Source organism: Clostridium sp. UBA7503 (genome assembly GCF_002477055.1).
Taxonomy (GTDB): Bacteria; Bacillota; Clostridia; order Clostridiales; family Clostridiaceae; genus Clostridium_J; species Clostridium_J sulfidigenes.
Genome location: NZ_DLNT01000018.1, coordinates 39,043 through 60,628, shown reverse-complemented (window position 1 = coordinate 60,628; position 21,586 = coordinate 39,043). Strand labels below are relative to the sequence as shown.

At 30.1% G+C, this 21,586-nt stretch carries 25 protein-coding genes; all 25 read right to left on the bottom strand.

The features are described 5' to 3' along the window. Positions 1-27: 27 nt before the first annotated feature. Positions 28-843, bottom strand: a complete 816-nt coding sequence (locus B3630_RS05045) for a purine-nucleoside phosphorylase (RefSeq protein WP_346896077.1) — start codon at positions 841-843, stop codon at positions 28-30. Positions 844-1,082: 239 nt separating this feature from the next. After that, positions 1,083-2,255 (bottom strand): phosphopentomutase, encoded by a 1,173-nt coding sequence (locus B3630_RS05040; protein ID WP_346896075.1) that lies wholly within the window; start codon positions 2,253-2,255, stop codon positions 1,083-1,085. A gap of 195 nt (positions 2,256-2,450) precedes the next feature. Continuing rightward, positions 2,451-2,669: a hypothetical protein gene (locus B3630_RS05035; RefSeq protein WP_346896073.1), complete on the bottom strand. Its 219-nt coding sequence runs from the start codon at positions 2,667-2,669 to the stop codon at positions 2,451-2,453. 4 nt (positions 2,670-2,673) lie between these two features. Beyond that, entirely contained in the window at positions 2,674-3,312 is a 639-nt protein-coding gene (spoIIM, locus tag B3630_RS05030) for a stage II sporulation protein M (protein WP_346896071.1), read from the bottom strand. Positions 3,313-3,392: 80 nt separating this feature from the next. Next, on the bottom strand, positions 3,393-3,911 hold the full coding sequence (locus B3630_RS05025; protein ID WP_346896175.1) for an NUDIX hydrolase: 519 nt from the start codon (positions 3,909-3,911) through the stop codon (positions 3,393-3,395). 184 nt (positions 3,912-4,095) lie between these two features. Continuing rightward, positions 4,096-4,929 carry a sporulation transcription factor Spo0A gene (gene spo0A, locus B3630_RS05020; protein WP_346896069.1) on the bottom strand — a complete coding sequence of 278 codons (834 nt, stop codon included), beginning with the start codon at positions 4,927-4,929 and terminating at the stop codon, positions 4,096-4,098. A 253-nt stretch (positions 4,930-5,182) separates the two neighbouring features. Continuing rightward, positions 5,183-6,337: a SpoIVB peptidase gene (spoIVB, locus tag B3630_RS05015; RefSeq protein ID WP_414632997.1), complete on the bottom strand. Its 1,155-nt coding sequence runs from the start codon at positions 6,335-6,337 to the stop codon at positions 5,183-5,185. 237 nt (positions 6,338-6,574) lie between these two features. Next, on the bottom strand, positions 6,575-8,272 hold the full coding sequence (gene recN / locus B3630_RS05010; RefSeq protein WP_346896065.1) for a DNA repair protein RecN: 1,698 nt from the start codon (positions 8,270-8,272) through the stop codon (positions 6,575-6,577). Between the two features lie 16 nt (positions 8,273-8,288). Further along, positions 8,289-8,738, bottom strand: coding sequence for an arginine repressor (locus tag B3630_RS05005; RefSeq protein ID WP_346896063.1), 450 nt, complete (start codon positions 8,736-8,738; stop codon positions 8,289-8,291). Continuing rightward, positions 8,719-9,588: an NAD(+)/NADH kinase gene (locus tag B3630_RS05000; RefSeq protein ID WP_346896061.1), complete on the bottom strand. Its 870-nt coding sequence runs from the start codon at positions 9,586-9,588 to the stop codon at positions 8,719-8,721. The genes B3630_RS05005 and B3630_RS05000 overlap by 20 nt, the downstream gene beginning before the upstream one ends. Next, positions 9,585-10,409, bottom strand: a complete 825-nt coding sequence (locus B3630_RS04995) for a TlyA family RNA methyltransferase (RefSeq protein WP_346896059.1) — start codon at positions 10,407-10,409, stop codon at positions 9,585-9,587. Before B3630_RS04995 ends, B3630_RS05000 begins: the two co-directional genes overlap by 4 nt. 2 nt (positions 10,410-10,411) lie before the next feature. Then, a complete protein-coding gene (gene dxs / locus B3630_RS04990) occupies positions 10,412-12,250 on the bottom strand; it encodes a 1-deoxy-D-xylulose-5-phosphate synthase (protein WP_346896057.1) in 1,839 nt (612 codons plus the stop codon). A 5-nt stretch (positions 12,251-12,255) separates the two neighbouring features. Beyond that, positions 12,256-12,840 carry a hypothetical protein gene (locus B3630_RS04985; RefSeq protein ID WP_346896055.1) on the bottom strand — a complete coding sequence of 195 codons (585 nt, stop codon included), beginning with the start codon at positions 12,838-12,840 and terminating at the stop codon, positions 12,256-12,258. Positions 12,841-13,575: 735 nt separating this feature from the next. Beyond that, entirely contained in the window at positions 13,576-14,373 is a 798-nt protein-coding gene (locus B3630_RS04980; RefSeq protein WP_422653256.1) for a polyprenyl synthetase family protein, read from the bottom strand. A 62-nt stretch (positions 14,374-14,435) separates the two neighbouring features. Beyond that, positions 14,436-14,654, bottom strand: coding sequence for an exodeoxyribonuclease VII small subunit (xseB, locus tag B3630_RS04975; RefSeq protein WP_346896051.1), 219 nt, complete (start codon positions 14,652-14,654; stop codon positions 14,436-14,438). Position 14,655: 1 nt separating this feature from the next. After that, complete coding sequence (xseA, locus tag B3630_RS04970; protein WP_346896049.1) at positions 14,656-15,858, bottom strand: exodeoxyribonuclease VII large subunit; 1,203 nt, start codon at positions 15,856-15,858, stop codon at positions 14,656-14,658. Then, complete coding sequence (locus B3630_RS04965; protein ID WP_346896047.1) at positions 15,848-16,693, bottom strand: bifunctional 5,10-methylenetetrahydrofolate dehydrogenase/5,10-methenyltetrahydrofolate cyclohydrolase; 846 nt, start codon at positions 16,691-16,693, stop codon at positions 15,848-15,850. The genes xseA and B3630_RS04965 overlap by 11 nt, the downstream gene beginning before the upstream one ends. Positions 16,694-16,701: 8 nt before the next feature. Beyond that, positions 16,702-17,103, bottom strand: a complete 402-nt coding sequence (gene nusB, locus B3630_RS04960; protein ID WP_346896045.1) for a transcription antitermination factor NusB — start codon at positions 17,101-17,103, stop codon at positions 16,702-16,704. Positions 17,104-17,339: 236 nt separating this feature from the next. Then, entirely contained in the window at positions 17,340-17,738 is a 399-nt protein-coding gene (locus tag B3630_RS04955) for an Asp23/Gls24 family envelope stress response protein (RefSeq protein ID WP_035129363.1), read from the bottom strand. Positions 17,739-17,925: 187 nt separating this feature from the next. After that, the gene (locus B3630_RS04950; protein WP_035129361.1) at positions 17,926-18,414 is read right to left on the bottom strand and encodes a SpoIIIAH-like family protein; all 489 of its coding nucleotides are present in this window, start codon (positions 18,412-18,414) and stop codon (positions 17,926-17,928) included. Between the two features lie 42 nt (positions 18,415-18,456). After that, entirely contained in the window at positions 18,457-19,161 is a 705-nt protein-coding gene (gene spoIIIAG, locus B3630_RS04945; RefSeq protein ID WP_346896043.1) for a stage III sporulation protein AG, read from the bottom strand. A gap of 35 nt (positions 19,162-19,196) precedes the next feature. Next, positions 19,197-19,793, bottom strand: coding sequence for a stage III sporulation protein AF (gene spoIIIAF / locus B3630_RS04940; RefSeq protein ID WP_346896041.1), 597 nt, complete (start codon positions 19,791-19,793; stop codon positions 19,197-19,199). Between the two features lie 36 nt (positions 19,794-19,829). Further along, the gene (spoIIIAE, locus tag B3630_RS04935) at positions 19,830-20,984 is read right to left on the bottom strand and encodes a stage III sporulation protein AE (RefSeq protein WP_035129358.1); all 1,155 of its coding nucleotides are present in this window, start codon (positions 20,982-20,984) and stop codon (positions 19,830-19,832) included. A gap of 8 nt (positions 20,985-20,992) precedes the next feature. Further along, positions 20,993-21,376 (bottom strand): stage III sporulation protein AD, encoded by a 384-nt coding sequence (gene spoIIIAD, locus B3630_RS04930; protein ID WP_346870813.1) that lies wholly within the window; start codon positions 21,374-21,376, stop codon positions 20,993-20,995. 9 nt (positions 21,377-21,385) lie between these two features. Beyond that, the gene (gene spoIIIAC, locus B3630_RS04925; RefSeq protein WP_346896039.1) at positions 21,386-21,583 is read right to left on the bottom strand and encodes a stage III sporulation protein AC; all 198 of its coding nucleotides are present in this window, start codon (positions 21,581-21,583) and stop codon (positions 21,386-21,388) included. Positions 21,584-21,586: the final 3 nt, after the last annotated feature.

The following is a 21,586-nucleotide window of genomic DNA, read 5'->3' as shown; positions in this document are numbered from 1 at the left end:
TTAATTTTGTTTGTAAATGGCCCACTATTATAATTCTCTAACTATTCCTTTCACTAAAGAAACAAATTTTGATTTTACTTTAGCAGAAGTTTCTATTACTTCTTCATGATTTAATGGTTGGTCTAAGATTCCAGCTGCCATGTTAGTTATGCATGAAATTCCTAGTATTCTAAGACCACAATGATTAGCTGCAATAACTTCAGGAACTGTTGACATTCCAACTGCATCAGCACCTAGTATTCTTGCCATTCTTACCTCTGCTGGAGTTTCATATACTGGACCTGTAAACATCATATAAACTCCTTCTTTTAATTCTATATTAAGAGATGCTCCAACTTCTTTTGCTAGTTTTAAATATTCTCTATCATAAGCTGTAGACATATCTGGGAATCTTGCTCCTATTTCTTCTTCATTTTTACCTATAAGTGGATTTGTACCTGCAAAGTTTATATGATCTGTAATCATCATTAAATCACCTGGTACAAAGCTAGTATTAACACCACCACAGGCATTAGTTACTATTAAGGACTTAACACCCAAGTATTTCATAATATGGATTGGAAGTGCTAATACACTCATAGGATGGCCTTCATAATAATGAAATCTACCTTGCATCATGATAACCTTTTTACCATCTAAAGTTCCGCATACAAATTGTCCTGCATGACCTTGTACTGTAGATACCGGAAGATTAGGTACTTCTGAATACTTTACTACCACTCTATCTTCAACCTTATCAGCCATATCACCAAGACCAGATCCTAGGATAATACCTATTTCTGGCTGGAAGCTTAACTTAGCCTTTATATATTCTACACTCTCATTAATTAATTTAATATCCATTATAATTTCTCCTCTTCTTCACAGTTATATAATTTTATTTAGTTATACTCTATGTTATCAGTTTATTAATTTATCTTAACATTATTTGTTTGACTAGTTAGTTAAATAAATAATATTAACAACAAATTACAATATATTATTACCTTTAAGTAATTTATATATTGTAATTTGTGTATTAAAATTTTTATTACCTTTATATTTTTATACTATCTAAAACTCTTTTAGTCCTAGATTACTAGCTATACAATTAAATCTTTAAAGCTTTTTCCTACTAAATCATTTTCAATGTCAAGTAAATCTAATACAGTTTTACCTATATCGCAGAATCCATTTCTAGTTCCAAGATTTATATCTTCCTTAAGATTTCTTCCATATACAAGTACAGGCACATATTCTCTTGAATGATCTGTGCCTTCTGTCGTTGGATCACATCCATGATCTGCAGTAATGATTAATACATCATTATCTCTTAAAGCTTCCTTAATTTCTGGTAATCTATCATCGAATTCTTCTAAAGCCTTAGCATATCCTTCTACATCATTTCTATGTCCAAATTTCATATCAAAATCTACTAAGTTTGTAAATATGAATCCATTAGAATGAGACTTCATCATTTGTAAAGTCTTATCAACTCCATCCATATTGTCCTTTATAGATACAGATTCTGTAACACCTTTTCCTGTAAATATATCTTTAATTTTACCTACAGCTGCCATAGATAAGCCAGCTTCACTAACATACTCAAGAGCAGTCTTATTAAAAGGCTCTAGCGCATAATCATGTCTATTAGCTGTTCTTACAAATTCACCTTTTTTCATACCTTTAAAGGGTCTGGCAATTACTCTACCTACCATCTTATCTCCAACTAACATTTCTCTTGCAACTTTGCACATATTATATAATTCTTCTAAAGGTATTACATCTTCGTTAGCTGCAATTTGAAATACACTATCTGCTGAAGTGTAAATTATAGGGTATCCAGTTCTTATATGTTCTTCCCCTAATTCCTCAATGATAGCTGTACCAGAAGCAACTACATTTCCTAAAGTCTTTCTTCCTATCTTAGCTTCAAATTCATCCATAATTTCTCTTGGAAAACCATTAGGATAAGTTTGAAGAGGTGTTTCTAAAATTACTCCTGCCATTTCCCAATGTCCTGTAATTGTATCCTTTCCTTTTGAAAGTTCACTACATCTTCCATAAATTCCTTCTGGATTTTCACACTTAATAAGGTTTTCCACGCCTTCTATTGAACCAATTCCTAAAGCTTCTAAGTTTGGAATAGAAAAACCTTTAACATGTTTTGCTATATTACCTAAAGTATTACTACCTTTATCTCCATAAAGCTCTGCATCTGGAAGTTCTCCAATACCAACACTATCAAGCACAACTAAAACTACTTTTCTATCCATGATATACTTCCTTTCTTCTTAATCACTGATATATTATATTTTACCACAGTTGTTTCAAAATATATAACTAAATAAAATAAATTATGTGTCACTGCTAAACTTACATCTTTTTTAGCAATGGCACATAATATAATAGTACATTATTATTTAAATATGTCAATTTATTAGTTAAATTTTTTTATCTATATTTTTTCTTTATCTTAATATGGAATTAAATATATAAATATAGTTATATAATATTTCTAAAGGTTTTATTAGTTCATTGCCCACTAAAATACTATTTTCATAAATTCCAGGTTTATAAAAATAACTCAGTACATAATCTAATATATTAGGCAATACTCCCCCCATAACAAATATAATTATAAAGCACTCTGCATATAAAATTAAGAACTTTTTAATGTCGTCTTTCATACTTTTATGCCCCTAACCCCTTTAGTGCAAAATTTATAAGTATAGGTGTTATAAAAGACTCAAATAAAAACCCAATAAACATAATTCCTGTAACAATTAAAAACATCATAGTGTAATTTCTTACTGAACCAGTATTAGGTGAATATTTCTTTGCAAATTTTTCTTTTACTATACCTATAGAAAATTCAATAGATAGTACTGATAAAAATATTAAACATGGTATATATATAAGGTTTTGTGGTAAAACACCTAAAAGTGATAAGAGTAATCCTTTTTCTTTTAATCCATATATAAAAAAACTAAAAGTAAATCCTAAAGAAAATCCTTTGTAAATACTAAGTAAAATAATTATTGGAAGTCCTACTACCGTTAATCCTAAGAACCAGAATCCAATTATAATGGGTATATTATTTTTTAAAGTACCCATTAATATTTCTTTATTAGATAATCCATCTAAGGTCGATGATGAGCCAAAAGCAGTTATATAGTTAATTAAGGTACTCTTGTCCACATCCCCCATATATTTAACACAGTAGAGACCTAAAATCATCCCAGTGGCCATAAATAATATCGTTAATAAATACATCCAAATATTTTCATAAAAATGTTTATTAAAACTATCTATTACGCTTCTTAATGTCATACATATTCCCCCTTAGTTTATTTAAGAATTAATTTATATTTATGCCTAACCTAAGGATAATATTCCATTTTATTTAACTTTTACAAGTATGCTAAAGCTGCAATAGTCTTTCCGTCTATAACTTCTCCACTTTTAACCATTTCTTTAATTTTATCTATACTATATGATTTTACATTTATAAATTCGTCATCATCTCTATTAACTTCACCTTTATATAACTCAGTAGCCTTATATAAATATATATATTCATCTGAAAATCCAGGTGCTGTAGCTATTTTACCTAAGAACTGAAATTTTTTAGCCTTATATCCAGTTTCTTCTTCCAATTCTCTAATACCACATAGTTTAATATCTTCTCCCTTTTCTATTTTCCCAGCTGGTATTTCTAAAATTGTTCTATCTAATGCTTTTCTAAATTGTTCCACAATAAGTATAGTATGTGAATTCAAATAAGCTACTATCCCAACTGCTCCTGGATGTTCTATAAGTTCTCTTTTTCCCACTTTTCCATTAGGAAGTTCCACTTGCTGCACTTTCAAATTTATTACTGTTCCTTTAAATTTATATTCTTCACTAATAGTTTTCTCAAAAAGTTTCATCATCACCACTCCTCGTAATATATAATAACCTATCATACATAAAATAGACACCTTCAATTTTCTCAAATTGAAAGATGCCTATAACTTATAATTTTATATTTTTTGGTGTAAAAAACTATTTGTTGCCTTGATTTTGATAATTAATCGACTTAAATTTTACTATAATTCTAATAATCTCAAACTTCTAGCACACTTTATTTTTAAGTCTTAGCTTGTCCGCTACCATTGCAATGAACTCTGAATTAGTTGGTTTACCCTTTTCATTATGAATAGTGTATCCAAATAATTTATTAATAGTATCAACCTGTCCTCTACCCCACGCAACTTCTATAGCATGTCTTATAGCTCTTTCTACTCTACTTGCAGTAGTATTGTATTTTTTAGCTATTGCTGGATATAGTTCTTTAGTTACTGCTGACAATAATTCTATATCATTTACCACTAAAGTTATAGCTTCTCTTAAATACATATACCCCTTAATATGAGCTGGTACACCAATTTCATGAATGATATTAGTAATTTCTGATTCTAAATCCATAGATCCACTATTTGATTTAGGTTTAACATCCATCATTAATGATGAAGAACTAGTTGTATTATTAACTGGTGTTTTTCTAACTGTATCACTTGAAATTGAATTATTAAACATATCTCTTATTCTATTAGATAATACGTCCATATCAAAAGGCTTAACTACATAATAATCAGCTCCTAAAGATATAGCTCTTTGAGTTATTTTGTCTTGACCTACTGCTGATAATATAATTATTCTAGGCATTGGATTTAAATTCATTGTATTTAATCTCTCAAGAACTCCTAATCCATCTAAATGAGGCATTATAATGTCTAGAACTACTAAATCAGGGTTAGTTTGTTCAATAAGTTCTAAAACCTCTACTCCATCTTTTGCTATACCAACTACGTTGATGTCCTTTTGACTTAAAAAATAATCACTTAAAATATTGCAAAACTCCTTATTATCATCTGCAATTAGCACATTAATGCTTCTTTGCTCCATTCCACAACTCCCCTTTTTGTAATTTTTACCATATCATAGATATATAATTTCGACAAAAGTAATAAAACTCCTTCTACTACCTAAAAAAAAAATAAATTTTTTTAAAATTCAACCTTTTCTTATATTATAACATCATTTTGAGTCAAATAAAAACAACCTATTATAATTTTATATAAATAGATTGTTTTTATTTAATTATTTATGATTATTATATAATGTTTTGTATTTTTTAAGTGTAATTGATAATATTTATTTATTTCCTAATGTTTGCTTCATTTATCATCCAATCCATATATATTCCATATCCTGTATCAGGCTTATTGACAAGAACATGGGTTACTGCACCTACTATTTTGTTATTTTGAATTATTGGACTTCCACTCATCCCTTGAATAATTCCACCTGTTTTCTGTATACACAATGGATCTGTAACTTTTATTATCATACTTTTACCATTTGGTTCTTGTTGATTTAATAATTTTTCTATTACTATGTCAAATAATTCAGGCTCTTCTCCATCTATAGTTGTAAGAATTTGTGCTTTTCCTACCTTGACTTCATCTTTAAATCCTACTTTCATAGGCTTATTATAATTATTGCATATTAAATTATCATTACCTTCTCCAAATACTCCGACAGAGGTATTTAATCTAATTATTCCTAATGTCTTATTACTATCTGTAAAAATACCCCTAAGTTCACCTGGACTACCTTTAGCTCCTTTCCTTACTGACACTATATTAGAATCTACAATTTCACCTTTCCCAACACTCATAATAGTGTTGGTATCCATATCTGTTATAGGATGTCCCAGCGCTCCAAACTTCCCACTTTCTTTATGATAAAATGTTAAAGTTCCCACACCTGCCACAGAATCCCTAACCCATAATCCAATTTTATAGTTTTCATCCTTCTTACTGACCACTGGATTAACTACAAAATTCATTTCTTCGCCTTTTCTATTTACTGTAATCTTTACCTGTTCTCCTTTGGCTCTATTTACATAAGTAGCTATATCTTCGGCACTTTTTATTTCTTCATTATTAATTTTTACAATGCTATCTCCTATAGCTATTCCAGAAATAGCAGCTGGGCTTTGAACCTTATTACCATCTACTTCAATATCTGACAAAGCAATAACAAGGGCTCCTTTTGTATTAATTTTAATTCCTAAAGGTTTTCCTCCTGGATAAACCATTATGTCGGAGGTTTTAGCATAATTAACCTTTTTTAGACTAGGAGCTTCTGAAAAATTTAATTTATAATCCATAGCACTTGAATAATTATTTATTGATGGCACTGCTTCATTAAAATATCTATTAACTATATCAGTATAGCAATTTATAGATATTAGTATGAAGGTTGTAGTAAATATCAAGAATAAAATATTACTAAATTTTTTCATAATGCTTTACCTCCTGTAAAGAATGTTTAACTTTAATTTTCCCCTATGAGAAATTTTTATGTTAGAGTTCTTTTTCTTTTAAACCCAAAAAGATTTCCTAATTGAATTTTTTAGAACATGAAAATAAAACACTATAAACTAAAGTTATACTTAGTTTATAGTGTTAAACATTTTTATAGTATATATTCACATTTTAATTTTAATTTTTTAAAATTTATAATAAAATCTAAGACATGCTGTTTATCGTCTTAAATAATCTTTTATTTCTTTTGCTTTTGAAATCATCTCTCGTGCATTTTCAATAGTTATAGCCGTAACTTCGCTACCACCAATTATTCTAGCTACTTCTTGTTCCACTTCATCATCCTTTAGCTTCTCAACCCTTGTAAACGTATTTACTTCATCGCTGTTTTTTTCAATTAAATAATTTACATCTGCTAGTGCCGCAATTTGAGGTAAATGAGTTATACAAAATACTTGATGCGCTTCAGAAATAAGCACCATTTTTTCTCCTACTCTTTGAGCTATTCTACCACTTATTCCAGTATCCACCTCATCAAATATTACAGATGGAATTTGGTCTTTATCTACAAACACAGTTTTAAGTGCTAGCATAATCCTTGATAATTCTCCACCTGAAACCACTTCTTCTAAAGGCTGTAATGGCTGTCCAGGGTTAGTAGAAATATTGAACTGTATCTTGTCTCTACCTTTAGAATTAAGATTCTCTGTATATTCTACCTCTATTTTAAATCTACTTTTTTCAAGACCTACATAATCTAATTCTTTTTTTATTTCTTTTTCTAGTACTTCACTTATTTCTAACCTTAAATTATGCAATTCCTGTGCTATTCCTTCTAATTTCTCATATAACTTCTTCTTTTGTTTTAACAGTTCTTCTATAATTTCTCCACTGTTTATTAATTCGAAATATTGTTCTTCTATATTATTTTTATACACTAGTACATCTTCTAAAGTAGGTCCATATTTCTTTTTACAAACAGATAATTGATACATTCTAGAATTTATAAATTCCAATTCACCTATATCATAGTCTGTATTATCCTTCAAGTCACTAAGGGTTCTAGTATTATCCTCTAACAAGTAATATGATTCCTCCAGAGAATCTACTATGGATTTAACTTCTTCATGATGAGCTTCAATATATTTAAGTTCTCTAATAACATGCATTAAGGAATCTATAATAGAAATCCTACTTTCATCATTCGCTTTAAGTAGCATATAACTTTTTTCTAAAGCCTTTTTGATTTTTTCTCCATTAGATAACATATTAAATTTCTTTGATAATTCTTCATCTTCACATATCTTAGGTTTTATACTGTTAATTTCATCTATTTGAAACTTTAGAAAATCTATTTTTTTCTCTCTTTCTCCATCATTTCCTTGAAGTCTATTTATTTTTTTTTCGACTTCACCATACTTTAAATAAAATTTATCATATTCTTCAAGTTTATTCACCAATAACTCTTGTCCAAATGAGTCTACATAATTTATGTGCTTTGAACTATCTAATAAATTTTGGTTTTCATGTTGACCATGAATATCAATTAAGGTTTCACTAACCTGCTTTATCTTAGATAGCAATAAGGTTTTATTATTTACTTTTGCTATGGTTTTCCCTGAGTGAAAGCTTTCCCTACTGAGTATTACTATTCCCTCATCACTTATATCTAATTCTTCTAAAATAGCCCTAGTTCTTTGATTTTCAATAGAAAAAACTGCTTCTACTACAGTTTTATCTTCTCCTACCCTTATTAAGTTCTTATTAAATTTACCTCCAAGAACAAAGCTAATAGCATCAATTAATATAGATTTACCTGCTCCTGTTTCTCCTGATAAAACATTAAATCCCTTAGAAAAATCTATGGATAGTTTTTCTATAAGAGCAAAGTTCATAATATTAAGTTGTAAAAGCATTTATACCATTCCTCATTTACTTTATTAATTTTTCTATTTCTAATTTAAGTTCCTCGGCTTTTTCGTCAGTCCTTACCAAGATAAAAATAGTATTATCTCCAGCTATTGTTCCTGCAATTCCTTCTAATTTAAAAGAGTCAATTGCTTCAGCTGCAACTTGAGCTGATGCTGTAATTGTTCTAACAACCAAAATTTTATCTACCTTTTCAACAGATATAGCTGTATTTGAAAATATATATGCCAATGCACTAATAGTTGAGTTGTTACTTGTATTTACTTGTGCATACTTGTATCTTCCTGTATGAGATAAGGTTTTAATTAAGTTTAATTCCTTTATATCTCTAGATACAGTTGCCTGAGTTACATTTATATTTTTAGCTCTTAATCTATCAGCTAAATCTTCTTGAGTTTCAATATCTTCATTTCTTATTATATCCAATATTATACTATGGCGATTTTCTTTCATATATTTTCTCCTCACAATCCATAGATCTTGAAATTATTTTTGTTCTTAATATTTTAAAATAATCATAATCCTTAAATTGAACAATCTTACACTTATCTTCAATTGTTTCAATTATCATCTCATTGTATTTATCTGATTCTAATTCTAAATGCCCATCACAGGTTAAGAATACATTATCTTCATTAGTATTTAATATTATTTTTATCTTATTATGAGGATCTAAAATAATCGTCTTTACTCCATTAGATATAGGACAAATAGGAGTTAAACTTATTAGCTCCATAGTTGGATAGATTATTGGACCCCCTGCCGATAAAGAATAGGCTGTAGAGCCTGTAGGGGTAGATACTATTAACCCATCAGCTTTATAGCTACTATAAAAGCTTCCATCTACAAATATATTATAAGTCAACATTCTGCTTAAAGTCCCCTTGGTTATAACTATATCGTTTAAAGCTACATGGACATTTCCACCATCCTTTTTAGGAATAGTAACCTTTATCATCATTCTTTCCATGATTTTAAATTCATTATTTTTAAGTTTTTTAATTGCTTCACTAACTTCTGTTAGTTCTACACTAGTTAAAAAACCTAAATGTCCTATATTAACTCCAAGAATCGGTACCCCATACTTATATATTTTTCTTGCTGCTCTTAAGATAGTCCCATCTCCACCTAAGGTAACAAGCAAATCTAATTTTTTGTTTTCTTCTAGCTCCAATCCCTCAGCATCTTTAAATATATGTAATTCACTTTTGGGAAATTCTTCCTTTATTAGATCATGAACATAGTTTAGTATTGTATTCTTCTTATCTTTAGATGAATTGATGTTAATACCTATACTCTTCATATATCCTCCACAATAAGTTTTTCATGAGCATTTTTTACAATATTTCCTATACTGTTGCTGTTAAAATTTCCTATTCTACTAAAATCTTTAGTAAAATTAATCAGGTATTCTATATTTCCATTAGGACCCTTAATGCCTGAATAAGTTAAATTTAATATATTAATGTGATTTTCCTTCAAAAAAGTTACTACATTTAAAATAACCTCTTCATGGATTTTACTATCCTTTACTACCCCTTTTTTAGAAACTTTTCCTCTACCAGCTTCAAACTGAGGTTTTATAAGTGCTACTACTTCTCCCACTTCCTTCAAAAGTGGAATAACATGAGGTATTACTTTGTCTAATGAAATGAAAGATACATCTATAGATGCAAAATCACAGTATTCACCAATTTGTTCCATTGTAAGATTTCTTACATTTGTGCTTTCCATAGAAACAACTCTTTTATCCCCTTTAAGTTTGTCTGCCAATTGATCTTTACCTACATCTATTGCATATACCTTAATGGCTCCACTAGTAAGCATACATTCTGTAAACCCTCCAGTAGATGATCCTATATCTAAACATTTAAGCCCTTTAAGATTTATATTAAAATCTTTAAGGGCTTTTTCTAATTTAATTCCACCTCTACTTACATAGGGAATTACTTCCCCACGCATTTCAACTTCAGCAGTTTCTTCAACTTTTAGCCCGCATTTTCTTTCTTCTTTTCCATTGACGTATATTTTTCCAGATAAAATATATTCTCTAGCTTTTTCACGAGAAATTGCTAATTGCTTTTTTACTACTAATAAATCTAATCTAACTCTTTCCTTTAACATGCTTACTCCTTAGTTAAAAATTCCTCTACACTACTACAAATTCCTTCTGGGTCTAATTTGTTAAGATTATATAATATATTAACATCACCATGCTGTATAAATTTATCCTTAAGTCCTAATGTTAAAATATTATTCTTAAGTAATCCTTCCCTATTTAAATACTCTAATACCTCACTTCCAAGACCACCAGATATCATATTATCTTCTACGGTAACTAAATCATATCCTGACTGTACTAGTTCTTTTATCAATTCACTGTCTATAGGTTTTACAAAACAGCTATTTACTACAGTACAATCTATGTTTTTCTTCTTTAACAATTCTTTAGCAATAATTACATTTTGAACCATTTTACCTACTGCTATTATTGCCACTTTTCCAGATTTATTACCCAAAACTTCCCACTTACCTTTTCTAAAGAAAGTCATAGGTGAAAGTTTAATACTAGATAAGTCTCCGCCCCTTGGATATCTTATAGCTATAGGATAGTTTTGTGTAACTGCAAACTGTAGCATATACCTTAACTCCTCAGTACATTTAGGGCTCATTATTGTCATATCCGGTATGTGAGTTAAGTAAGACAGATCAAATACCCCTTGGTGAGTTTCTCCATCTTGACCTACAATACCCGCTCTATCTATAGCAATTACCACCGGCAATTTTTGTATTGCTACATCATGAATAACTTGATCATAAGCTCTTTGAAGAAAAGTAGAATACACTGCAAATACAGGCTTTAATCCTTGTGATGCCATACCTGCTGCCATGGTTACCGCATGTTGCTCTGCTATACCTACGTCAAAAAATCTCTTTGGAAATTCCTTAGAAAATCCCTCAAGTCCTGTTCCCTCTGGCATAGCTGCAGTTATAGCTACTAATTTTCTGTTTTTTTCTCCCAATTTTACCATAGTATCACCAAAAATTTCTGAATAGGATTTGCTAGCCTTTGAAGGTTGCTGTCCATTTTCACAATTAAAAGGTCCTACTCCATGAAATTTATCTGGGAACTCCTCTGCATACTCATAGCCTTTACCCTTTTTAGTTATTACATGAATAATTACTGGACCTTCTACCTGTTGAGCTTTTTTTAGTACCTTACTCATTTCTTTAATATCATGGCCATCTATTGGTCCATAATATTTTAATCCCATATTTTCAAAAAGCATTCCAGGAACCATAAGTTGCTTTACAGAATCCTTCATCTTATTTATAGAATTAATCATGCTTTTTCCTACCTTTGGTATCTTCTCCAAAGTAGCATTTACATCACTTTTAACTCTATTATAAGCATTTCCCATCCTTAAATCATTTAGATATGTGGATATTCCTCCAACATTTGGTGAAATAGACATTTGATTATCATTTAATACTACTATCATCTTAGTTTTATTATATCCTATATCATTTAAGGCCTCCATAGCCATTCCGCCAGTAAGAGCTCCATCTCCAATTACAGCTACTACATCATGTTTCNNAGATATAGATGTACTACTATGTCCTGTATTGAACATATCATACTTACTTTCTTCTGTTTTGGGAAATCCACTAAGACCTTTATATTGTCTAAGAGTATCAAATTTTTCTTTACGTCCTGTTAATATTTTATGAACATAAGATTGATGCCCTACATCCCAAATTATCTTATCCTTGTCAAAATCAAATACGTTAAATAAACTCATAGTCAATTCAACTACACCTAAATTAGATGATAAGTGTCCTCCAGTCTTAGAAACTTGAGTGATCAGAAATTGACGTATTTCTTCTGCAAATTCTTCCAATTCATTTATTTTCATATTTCTTATTTCATTAAAATCTTCATATCTATCTAAATACTTTGACATTTACCTTAACCTCGTTTTATAAAATATATTACTTTTGCAACTGCATATAATATATTATTACTATTTGTAATTGCGAATTTTTTTCCTATAGCTTTTCCACCAACAGTGGCTCCTGCTATCATTGCACTAATACCAGATGCTATTAATATTTCAGAACCATAAGGGTAAAGTTGCAATATTTTTGCTACTATTACTACACCTACAGCTCCACTTATAATACCACACACATCTCCTACCACATCGTTACAAAAATTTGAAACCTTACTTGCATTTCTTATCATCTTCACTGCTATTTTTGCTTCTTTTATCTTCTTTGCAGCCATGGCATGAAATGGAATTTCATTTGCTGCCGTAACCGCTGTACCTATCACATCAAAAATTACGCCTAAAAAAATAATCAACACTAATATGGTAAACGCTAAGGAAGCATTAACCCTTGGAAGTGTAGATTCTGATAAAAGTGAAGCAGTTCCACTAATAATTATAGTATAAATTGTAATTTTAGTTATCCATAATGCTTCTTTTGTATTTTTTTTCTTACATTCTTTGTTTTTGGCTTTTTTATTACGCCTACTACTATCGATTTCCAATTTTACCCTCCAAAAATAGATAAAGGTGGTAGCATACTAAGTAAAATTTGCGGCTTAGGTCTAGCAGGATTTCCCATAGAGTAATCAAGATGTCGCCATCTTGACGGTTTCCCTTTAATGCTCTATCTATAGTGTTTCCAACTACAGGGCTAGATTACCACTTAGTCCACACTGCAATCCTTAATATGCTTCACATGGAACAGTCTAGGAGATTTCCTCGACAGTTAGGTACTCTCTTATCCTCTTTTGCAACATGGGTTTTAGCAAGCAATAGCCCCATTACCCTGGCCGGGATAACAAGATTTGTTCTCACCTCTACCCACCTCACTCAAGGCAGGCTACTCTGCACATAGCTCGTTTACCACAATGCAGGTTTAATCCAGTGCCGTACCGTGGGTATCTCTCCCAAAGCACAAACATTGGTCTCCACGATTGTAGGGTCGATGTCGCATGCCTTTGCGGTCGCCCCACAACCTTACTCCCAGCACAAGCCCACAACTGGGCGTTACAGGCCAGCACAAGGAACTTCATCGATGTGCCCTTCAACGGATTTTTAGCCCCGTCCTCAAAAGTACTTACCTGACTAGAATACTGCACCACCTCATTAAATTAATTATAGCATAACTATAATTAATTGACATTACTTTTTTATAAACAGATTTCTTAGCTTACTCGAAAGTTAAATGTACTTAGAATCATTTTTTAGTAGATTAGTATTCTCTTTCCAATAAAAACTTAGNNTTTTAATTCTTTTGTATCTCTTTCTATGCTGTTTAAAAGCTCATAGCATTCTTGAGTTAAATTATTACAAAAATCTTTACACTTATGAATTCCATACATAGTAATAAAATTTGTTTTATTATTTTCTCCATCACTTTGAGTTTTACCTAGTAATTTCGAATCTCCTTCAACATCTAAAATATCATCTTTAATTTGGAATGCAAGACCTAGTTTTTCTCCAAAGGATTTAAGAGTTTCCAAATCTTCTTCTGGAGATTCTCCCATTGTAGCCCCTGCAATAATGGAAGCTGATATTAGCTGACCTGTTTTATTTTTGTGCATATCTAAAAGAATTTCTTCATTTATTTTTTGACCTTCACTTCTTATATCTATAATTTGACCCTTTATCATACCATCTATACCTGATGACTTTGAAATAACCGCTGCTGCTCTAATTTTTTTCAATTCCCCATTTAGACATTGTGAAAACATTATATTCATAGCCTCATTTAGTAAACTATCTCCGGCTAAGGTAGCCATAGCTTCTCCATAAACCTTATGGTTTGTTGGTTTACCTCTTCTTAAATCATCATCATCCATACATGGAAGATCATCGTGTATTAATGAATAGGTGTGTATCATCTCCATAGACGCAGCAAAAGGAAAAATTTCATCTATAGTATTACTATACATATTATAAGTACAAATCATAAGAATAGGTCTTATTCTTTTACCCCCAACCTTTAAGCTATATATTATAGGTTCTAACATGGAACTATCACCAACATCTTTAGTTTTAAAATAGTTTTCCATCCAAATTTCTATTTTTTCCTTATAGATATTAATATTCATATTTAATCCCTCACAAAATACAATTAATCTTCCTGACGAAAATCTGCTTCACCTTTATCTGTCAATATCTTAATTTTTCCTTCTGATTCTTGAAGCGTCTTATATAAATCACTATAAAGCTTCATTCCCTCTTCATATTTACAAATAGCCTCATCTAAAGTAACTTCTCTATTTTCCATTTGAAGCAATATTTCCTCTAACTTAAGGACCTTGCTCTCATAAGTTTCTTTTTTCTTAGCCATATTATTCCTCCACCTGTTCTATTTTAAATAGTCCATGACCATCTTTCATGGTAATCCCTACAACTTCATACTCTTTCAATTTTTCTAAAGATTCTATATGATGATTCTCTGGACTTTTTATAATGCTATACCCCTTATCTAATATGTCTAATGGGTTATTTCCAATTAATCTATGACTTATAACCTTTAATCTATTTCTTTCCTCTTGAATCTTCAATTCCATAGTAAACACTAGTTTACTTTTTAGATTATCTAACTTATCATATTGATTTACCACATAATTCTCGGGGCTATATAACAATAATCTATTAATCATATTATTAAGAATATTAAATTTCTCATTAATATTTTTATTTATAGCATATTTCATTTCTTCTCTTAATCCATTTAATTTTTCCTTAAAACTTTCTAAGCTGTACGCTGCAATTTCAGCAGCATGGGAAGGAGTGGCTGCCCTTAAATCAGCTGTAAAGTCAGCTATTGTAAAATCTGTTTCGTGTCCTACTCCTGTAATAATAGGAATTTTAGAGGCTTTAATAGCCCTAGCTACCTCTTCCTCGTTAAAGGCCCATAACTCTTCGATTGAGCCACCACCTCTAGCTAAAAGTATCACATCTACATCCTCAATATTATTAAGAGCTTTTATACCGGCAGCTATATCTATACTAGCATTGATTCCTTGAACTAAGGATGGATATATTAAAATATCAATGTTTGGGTTTCGTCTAGTTGCTACTTTAATTATATCCCTTACTGCTGCACCAGTAGGTGAAGTAATTACTCCTATTCTTCTTGGTATGGATGGAATTGGCTTTTTTATATTATTATCAAAAAGTCCTTCTTTCTCTAACTTTTCTTTTAATAAATTAAATGCAATAAAGAGTTCTCCTTCTCCTTCTACCTCCATAGTGTTGCAGTAAAGTTGGTAGGTTCCTTCTTTCTCATAAATAGATATATTCCCAGATACTACTACATTCATTCCATCCTTAGGTATAAATGTTAAATCCATGGCTCTTGCCTTGAACATTACACATTTAAGCTTTGTAAAACTATCTTTTAATGAAAAGTATATATGACCACTGCTATGAATTTTTACATTAGATAATTCTCCTTTGATATTAGAATTTTTAAGGATAAAATCATTATCTATTACTTTCTTTATATAGCCATTTATCGCTGTCACTGTTAAAATTTTACTGTACATTTTTTAACCATGCCTCACAGGTATTTTTCATGAGCATAGTTGTTGTCATAGCGCCTACCCCACCAGGTACTGGAGTTACTAAACTAGCCACTTCTAATACTTCTTCAAAGTTTACATCCCCTTTAACCTTGCCTTCAACCATAGTAGTTCCTACATCTATTACTATGGCACCCTCTTTAACAAAATCTTTAGTTAGAAAGCCTGGTTTTCCTATGGCAGAAACTAAAATATCTGCTTTTTTACAAACACTCTCTATATCTATAGTTTTTGAATGACATATAGTAATAGTAGCATTTTCTTTAAGAAGTAAGAAAGCTGCTGGCTTTCCAACTATGTTGCTTCGTCCAATTATTACGGCTTCTTTTCCCTTTATATCTGCTTGGGATTTAATAAGTTCAAGAACACTCCTAGCTGTACATGGCATGAAAGATTTTTTATCTTTATACATCTTTCCTAGATTAAAATCTGTAAGTCCATCTACATCCTTTTCTACATCAATAGCATCTAAAACTCTTTCTTCATTTAATGCTTTTGGAAGAGGTAATTGAATTATTATTCCGTCAACAGAATTATCTTCATTTAATTCTTTAATTTCATCAATAAGCTTATCTTCAGAAATATTTTTTGAAAACATTTTTGTTTCATACAATATTCCAAGCTCCTCACTTACCTTTTTTTGTCCTCGAGTATACGAAATAGATCCTCCATCTTCACCAACAATTATTGATACTAGCCTTGGAGGTCTTTTCCCTTTTCTTACTCTGCTTGCAATTAATTCTTTAATTTCGCTTTTATGTTGAACTGCCAAGTCTTTTCCACTTAATTTTGTTCCCATAAATACACCTACTTTTTAATTAAATTATTTAACACCCCATTTATAAATGATGGTGCATTATCATCTCCATACCTCTTTGCAAGTTCTATAGCTTCATTAATAGTAACTTTGTTTGGAATATCTTTATCAAATAATATTTCATAAGTTGCCATTTTCAGAATAGCTAAGTTCATCCTTGGTAATCTTTCTAATTTCCATTTTACTAGATACTTAGAAATAGTTTCATTAATTTGAGCTTCATTTTCAGATACTCCCTTTAATACTCTTATTACATATTCAAAGTCTAAATCCTCTATTTTTTCCTCTGTATTTTCACGAAAATTTTCAATAATGTCTACATAACTCTCCTTGTTAATTGACATTTCAAATATTAACCTAGTTGCTATCTCTCTACTTTTTCTTCTATTCATATATATACCTCCATAAAATATCTCTTGTTTGTTATTTTTCCTAATAAGTTTTTTGTAACTTTTTATAAATAAATTATCTATATAAAACCACTGAAATGGGAATTTCTTATGTACAAGATCCTTGTATATTCTTATTAATACTATGTTCTTAAAATTGAAATTAAACTCCACATTATGACATGGGATAAGTTAATTTTACACATGGAAACACCCTCTTCACTAGAGGGTGTTTAAAATTACTCTATTTCCTCTTCTTTGTTCATCTTAGGAAATATAATATTCTGCACGTTAATATTAACTAATGATACATTTAAACCTGTCATAGTTTCAACAGTGTTTTTAACATTTTTCTGCACCTTTAAACACATATCCGGTATCTTTATACCATACTCCACGGACATATGTAAATCTATTACTGCAGAATCATTATCCATAGTTACTTTAACGCCCTTTGATATATTCTTTTTACCAGTGAGCTTTTTACTTATATCTTCTACTAATCCAGCACTCATACCTGCAACACCTTCTATTTCTGATGCTGCAAGACTAGCTATTACACCAATAACTTCGTCAGATATTCTTACTATACCAACTTCTTCCTCTGTAGGAACTTCATTTAATATATTTTCTTCCATAATTCACTACCCCCTCACCAGTGTGATTAATAATATTCATATTATATCAGATAACAATTTCTTTTACAAATTTTATAATAGAAATACTCACTATTTTTATATTACCCACTTTTATAAATATTACCCTATAAATATATTAAAAACAGCAGATTTTTACTCTACTGTTTTTAAAACAAAATATGTTTAGTTATTCAGCTACTTTTATTTCTATATCTTTTATATCAGCTTTACTCATAACTACATCTTTAATTTGTCTAACTTGCTGGTCTGAAAGCTCTCCTTCATGTTTAACTACCACTGTAGCCTTTTCCTTATCTAAAGTACAAAGAGCTTCTTCAAATCCTTGAGCTTTAAGAGCTAATTCAATTTTAACTTCTTTATCAGATTGAAGTGCTAAATTCTTATATTCATCAGCAGCCTCTGCCTTTTGATCCTGTGGAGTGTTTTCATCATCTAATAAAGCCTTTAAAGTTTGAAGAGTTTTAGTGGCATTGTTATCACGTTGTAATCTTGCTTCTGTAAAATAATTTGCATTAGTTGATGCACTAATTGTAGTGCCATCATTTCCCTTTGTATCACTTACATAAAGTGGTCCATTTACTTGAGTCGCTAAATAACCTGCAAATAAAATTAATACTACTAGTGAAGAAATAATTATAGTTTGTTTTTTATTCATTATAGTTCCCCCCAAATTTTTTATTTATATCACATTTATATGCTACTTTTTCATAGGATATACCTGTACTTTATCATCTGAAAGACCAAATAATTTAATTACAGCTTGACGTATCCTTAATTCTGTCACTGAATCCCCAGCTCCTTCAGCTACTACACAAATACCTGTAATTGTAGGATTATAAGTTTTTGTTATAAAGGGTTGTTGTTGATTTTCCTTATTTTCCATAACTACTGTACTCCCACCATTTTCTTGTGTTATCTCCCTTTGTCCCCCACCATTGTCCTTTTCACTAGTAACACTAGTTGAAGTTTCTTCATTAAATACCGGTACCTGTTCTTGTCCACTTTCGAAGTAAATCATAGAATGAACTTTACCTACACCTTCTATTTTCCCTAATAAACTAATTAATTCTTCTTGCATCTTCTCCTTATAAGCCTTATCTACAGCTGAAGATGTAGTATCTGTATTCTTTTGTATTTCATCACCACCTATTGCAACTACATTAGCAGTTCCACTGTCACTTCCCTTTGGACTATTATCCTTTGTAAACATACTTCCTACTATTAATAATAAAACTCCAACTAAAAATACTATGGCTAAATTTGTTAATAGATTAGAATTTATCACCTTAGGCTTTTTACCGCTTTCTCCTATAGTAGTTTTAGAATCTTTATCTTGCTGTTTGCTCTCACCTCCTTTTTCCTTAAAAATATCTTCAAATATTTTTTTTAGATTACTTAACACTTTTATCCCCCCAAACTTCTATATAAAATTTATGTTTAATTATTATTAAGTTTGTATACATATATATTTTCCTCATCTATATCGTAAGTAGAGCTAATAAAATTTCTAACCTCCATTGATTTTTTATCTGTTGAAGAATCTTGATTGTCTACTTGAACTGACTCATCACCGATCTGTACCTTTTTTACCCTTTGCACTGAACCATCATTAATTCCTATCTCAATTCTTTCAATAAGAAAAATGCTATTTTCATTGTCATAAGCTGCATCTACCTTGGCACTATACCCATCTCCCTTAAAATTTTTCTCTAAATCAGCTACACATTGTTTTTCTAAATTGTTTTTAAATCTTTGTAATGTACTATTTATATTAGCCTGTCTATATTCTTCATAATTTCTATCACCTTTATCATTGAATACTAAGTCTGCAGATTCTTCAATTATTTTGTTCACTTGTAGCTCTTCATTAAATATTTTTAGAATAGGACTTAATATAACTACAAAAACAATTAACCCAAGAATAAAATTACAATACTTTTTTAATGAATTATCTGGTAATATCATTTGTACTGCTGTAGAAAAAAATATTGCTACACATATGGTTATTATCCACTTTCCTAAAGGTTCTATCATTCCATCACCTACTTTTAACATAAATTAATCTAATATCTACATTAGAATAAATCCTTTACCTGTAGCAGCTATTATAGCAATCATTATAAAAAACATTACACTGACACATATAATACAAGAACCAAGTAGCATCAAAGATCCTCCTGCAGCATCTATAATATTAGTTACTTTATTATCACTTACTGGTTGCAATAATGCAGAAGTTAGTTTATACATAAATCCCATAACAAAAATCTTTATTATAGGAAGTAAAATTATAGATATAAGAATTACTACACCTAATAGACTAACTGAATTTTTCAAAAGTAAGGTATAGCTGGCTACTGTAGCAAAGGCATCAGATAGGGTTTTACCTACTACAGGTATAAAACTGTCCATGGCAAATTTAGCTGTTTTTGTGGTCACCACATCAAAACTATTTCCTACAATCCCCCTAATTGTTATAATCCCAACAAAAATTGTTAGAAAAATACCTTGAACCCATAGAGCAAACTTTTTAAGTAAACTAGTCAAATTCTTAACGTTATATTCATTAGATATATTATTTACAAAATCTAGGACAAAACTCATACAAATTATAGGTATTATTATAGAAGAATAAAGCTTAGTTCCTAAGGTGCATACACCCATAATAATGGGATCCATCACCACAGCTTGACTTACACTCCCTACACTTGCCAGTAACATTATAAGCACCGGCATTAGCGCTACCATAAAATCACTTATACTATTTATAACCTGTTGGGTTAATTCCACTCCTATATAAAATCCTCGAGCAATCAGTATAATCATCACTGAGAAGCAAGCAAAATATGCTACATTACACAACTTTTCATTGCTAAATGCATTTTGAAGATTATTTAATAATGCACAAACTATAGCTATTATGATAAGTTGTCCTATTATTTTAAAAGATACTACTATTTCTTTAAACAAGTATCCTAAAGCCATCTTTAATATCTCTTTTCTTTCTAAAGAGCCTTGTCCATCTTTCATATAACTTTGTACAAATTCCTTAGGAGACATATCCTTTAGTAATTCAGTTCCAGTATCCAGATTACTTATATAATCATATAGTCCATTTATTTTGCTCATTTGCTCATCATCTATATTTACTTCATCATTACCATAAGCTTTTATAGGAATTAAAAATATGATCATAACTATTAAAACAAATATACTTTTCTTCATATTTACACCTACATTATCTTTAATATTGTTTGCATCACAGCCATTAGTATTGGTATTGCAAGAGTAAGAATTAATATTTTACCAGCAAATTCAACCTTTGATGCAATACTACTCTCACCAGCATCCCTACAAATTTCACTACAAAAGGATGATAAATATGCAATACCTAAAATTTTAAATACTGTATCCAAGTACACTATGTCTATATTAGCTTTATTAGATAAGGTTTGAAGGAAATTTACTATTATGGTTAGCTTGCTAACTAAAAACATAAATACTATTATGCCTGCTATTAAGCTAATTAAAAGTGCAATATCTGGTCTTTCCTTTTTTACCATTATCACAATAAGAAGAGTTATTAGTGCAAAGGATACTATTTTGATAATATCCATAGTTTCCTCCTAAAAGTAAAATAAAGTTTGTATTGCATTGAATAACTTTGAAACCAAACTAATCACTAATATTAGTATTATTACTATTCCTGCTAAATTACTAATAACTGCATATTCCTTTTTCCCTCCACTATCTAAAACTTTATCTAAAACTATCATTACTATTCCAAATATACCAATTTTTACTATTATACTTATATCTAACAAAAT

Bases quoted from the DNA above. Each gene is read 5' to 3' on its own strand.
- B3630_RS05045 (WP_346896077.1), bottom strand. From the start codon at position 843: ATGGATATTAAATTAATTAATGAGAGTGTAGAATATATAAAGGCTAAG.
- B3630_RS05040 (WP_346896075.1), bottom strand. From the start codon at position 2,255: ATGGATAGAAAAGTAGTTTTAGTTGTGCTTGATAGTGTTGGTATTGGA.
- B3630_RS05035 (WP_346896073.1), bottom strand. From the start codon at position 2,669: ATGAAAGACGACATTAAAAAGTTCTTAATTTTATATGCAGAGTGCTTT.
- spoIIM (WP_346896071.1), bottom strand. From the start codon at position 3,312: ATGACATTAAGAAGCGTAATAGATAGTTTTAATAAACATTTTTATGAA.
- B3630_RS05025 (WP_346896175.1), bottom strand. From the start codon at position 3,911: ATGAAACTTTTTGAGAAAACTATTAGTGAAGAATATAAATTTAAAGGA.
- spo0A (WP_346896069.1), bottom strand. From the start codon at position 4,929: ATGGAGCAAAGAAGCATTAATGTGCTAATTGCAGATGATAATAAGGAG.
- recN (WP_346896065.1), bottom strand. From the start codon at position 8,272: ATGCTTTTACAACTTAATATTATGAACTTTGCTCTTATAGAAAAACTA.
- B3630_RS05005 (WP_346896063.1), bottom strand. From the start codon at position 8,738: ATGAAAGAAAATCGCCATAGTATAATATTGGATATAATAAGAAATGAA.
- B3630_RS05000 (WP_346896061.1), bottom strand. From the start codon at position 9,588: ATGAAGAGTATAGGTATTAACATCAATTCATCTAAAGATAAGAAGAAT.
- B3630_RS04995 (WP_346896059.1), bottom strand. From the start codon at position 10,409: ATGTTAAAGGAAAGAGTTAGATTAGATTTATTAGTAGTAAAAAAGCAA.
- xseB (WP_346896051.1), bottom strand. From the start codon at position 14,654: ATGGCTAAGAAAAAAGAAACTTATGAGAGCAAGGTCCTTAAGTTAGAG.
- xseA (WP_346896049.1), bottom strand. From the start codon at position 15,858: ATGTACAGTAAAATTTTAACAGTGACAGCGATAAATGGCTATATAAAG.
- B3630_RS04965 (WP_346896047.1), bottom strand. From the start codon at position 16,693: ATGGGAACAAAATTAAGTGGAAAAGACTTGGCAGTTCAACATAAAAGC.
- nusB (WP_346896045.1), bottom strand. From the start codon at position 17,103: ATGAATAGAAGAAAAAGTAGAGAGATAGCAACTAGGTTAATATTTGAA.
- B3630_RS04955 (WP_035129363.1), bottom strand. From the start codon at position 17,738: ATGGAAGAAAATATATTAAATGAAGTTCCTACAGAGGAAGAAGTTGGT.
- B3630_RS04950 (WP_035129361.1), bottom strand. From the start codon at position 18,414: ATGAATAAAAAACAAACTATAATTATTTCTTCACTAGTAGTATTAATT.
- spoIIIAF (WP_346896041.1), bottom strand. From the start codon at position 19,793: ATGATAGAACCTTTAGGAAAGTGGATAATAACCATATGTGTAGCAATA.
- spoIIIAE (WP_035129358.1), bottom strand. From the start codon at position 20,984: ATGAAGAAAAGTATATTTGTTTTAATAGTTATGATCATATTTTTAATT.
- spoIIIAD (WP_346870813.1), bottom strand. From the start codon at position 21,376: ATGGATATTATCAAAATAGTATCCTTTGCACTAATAACTCTTCTTATT.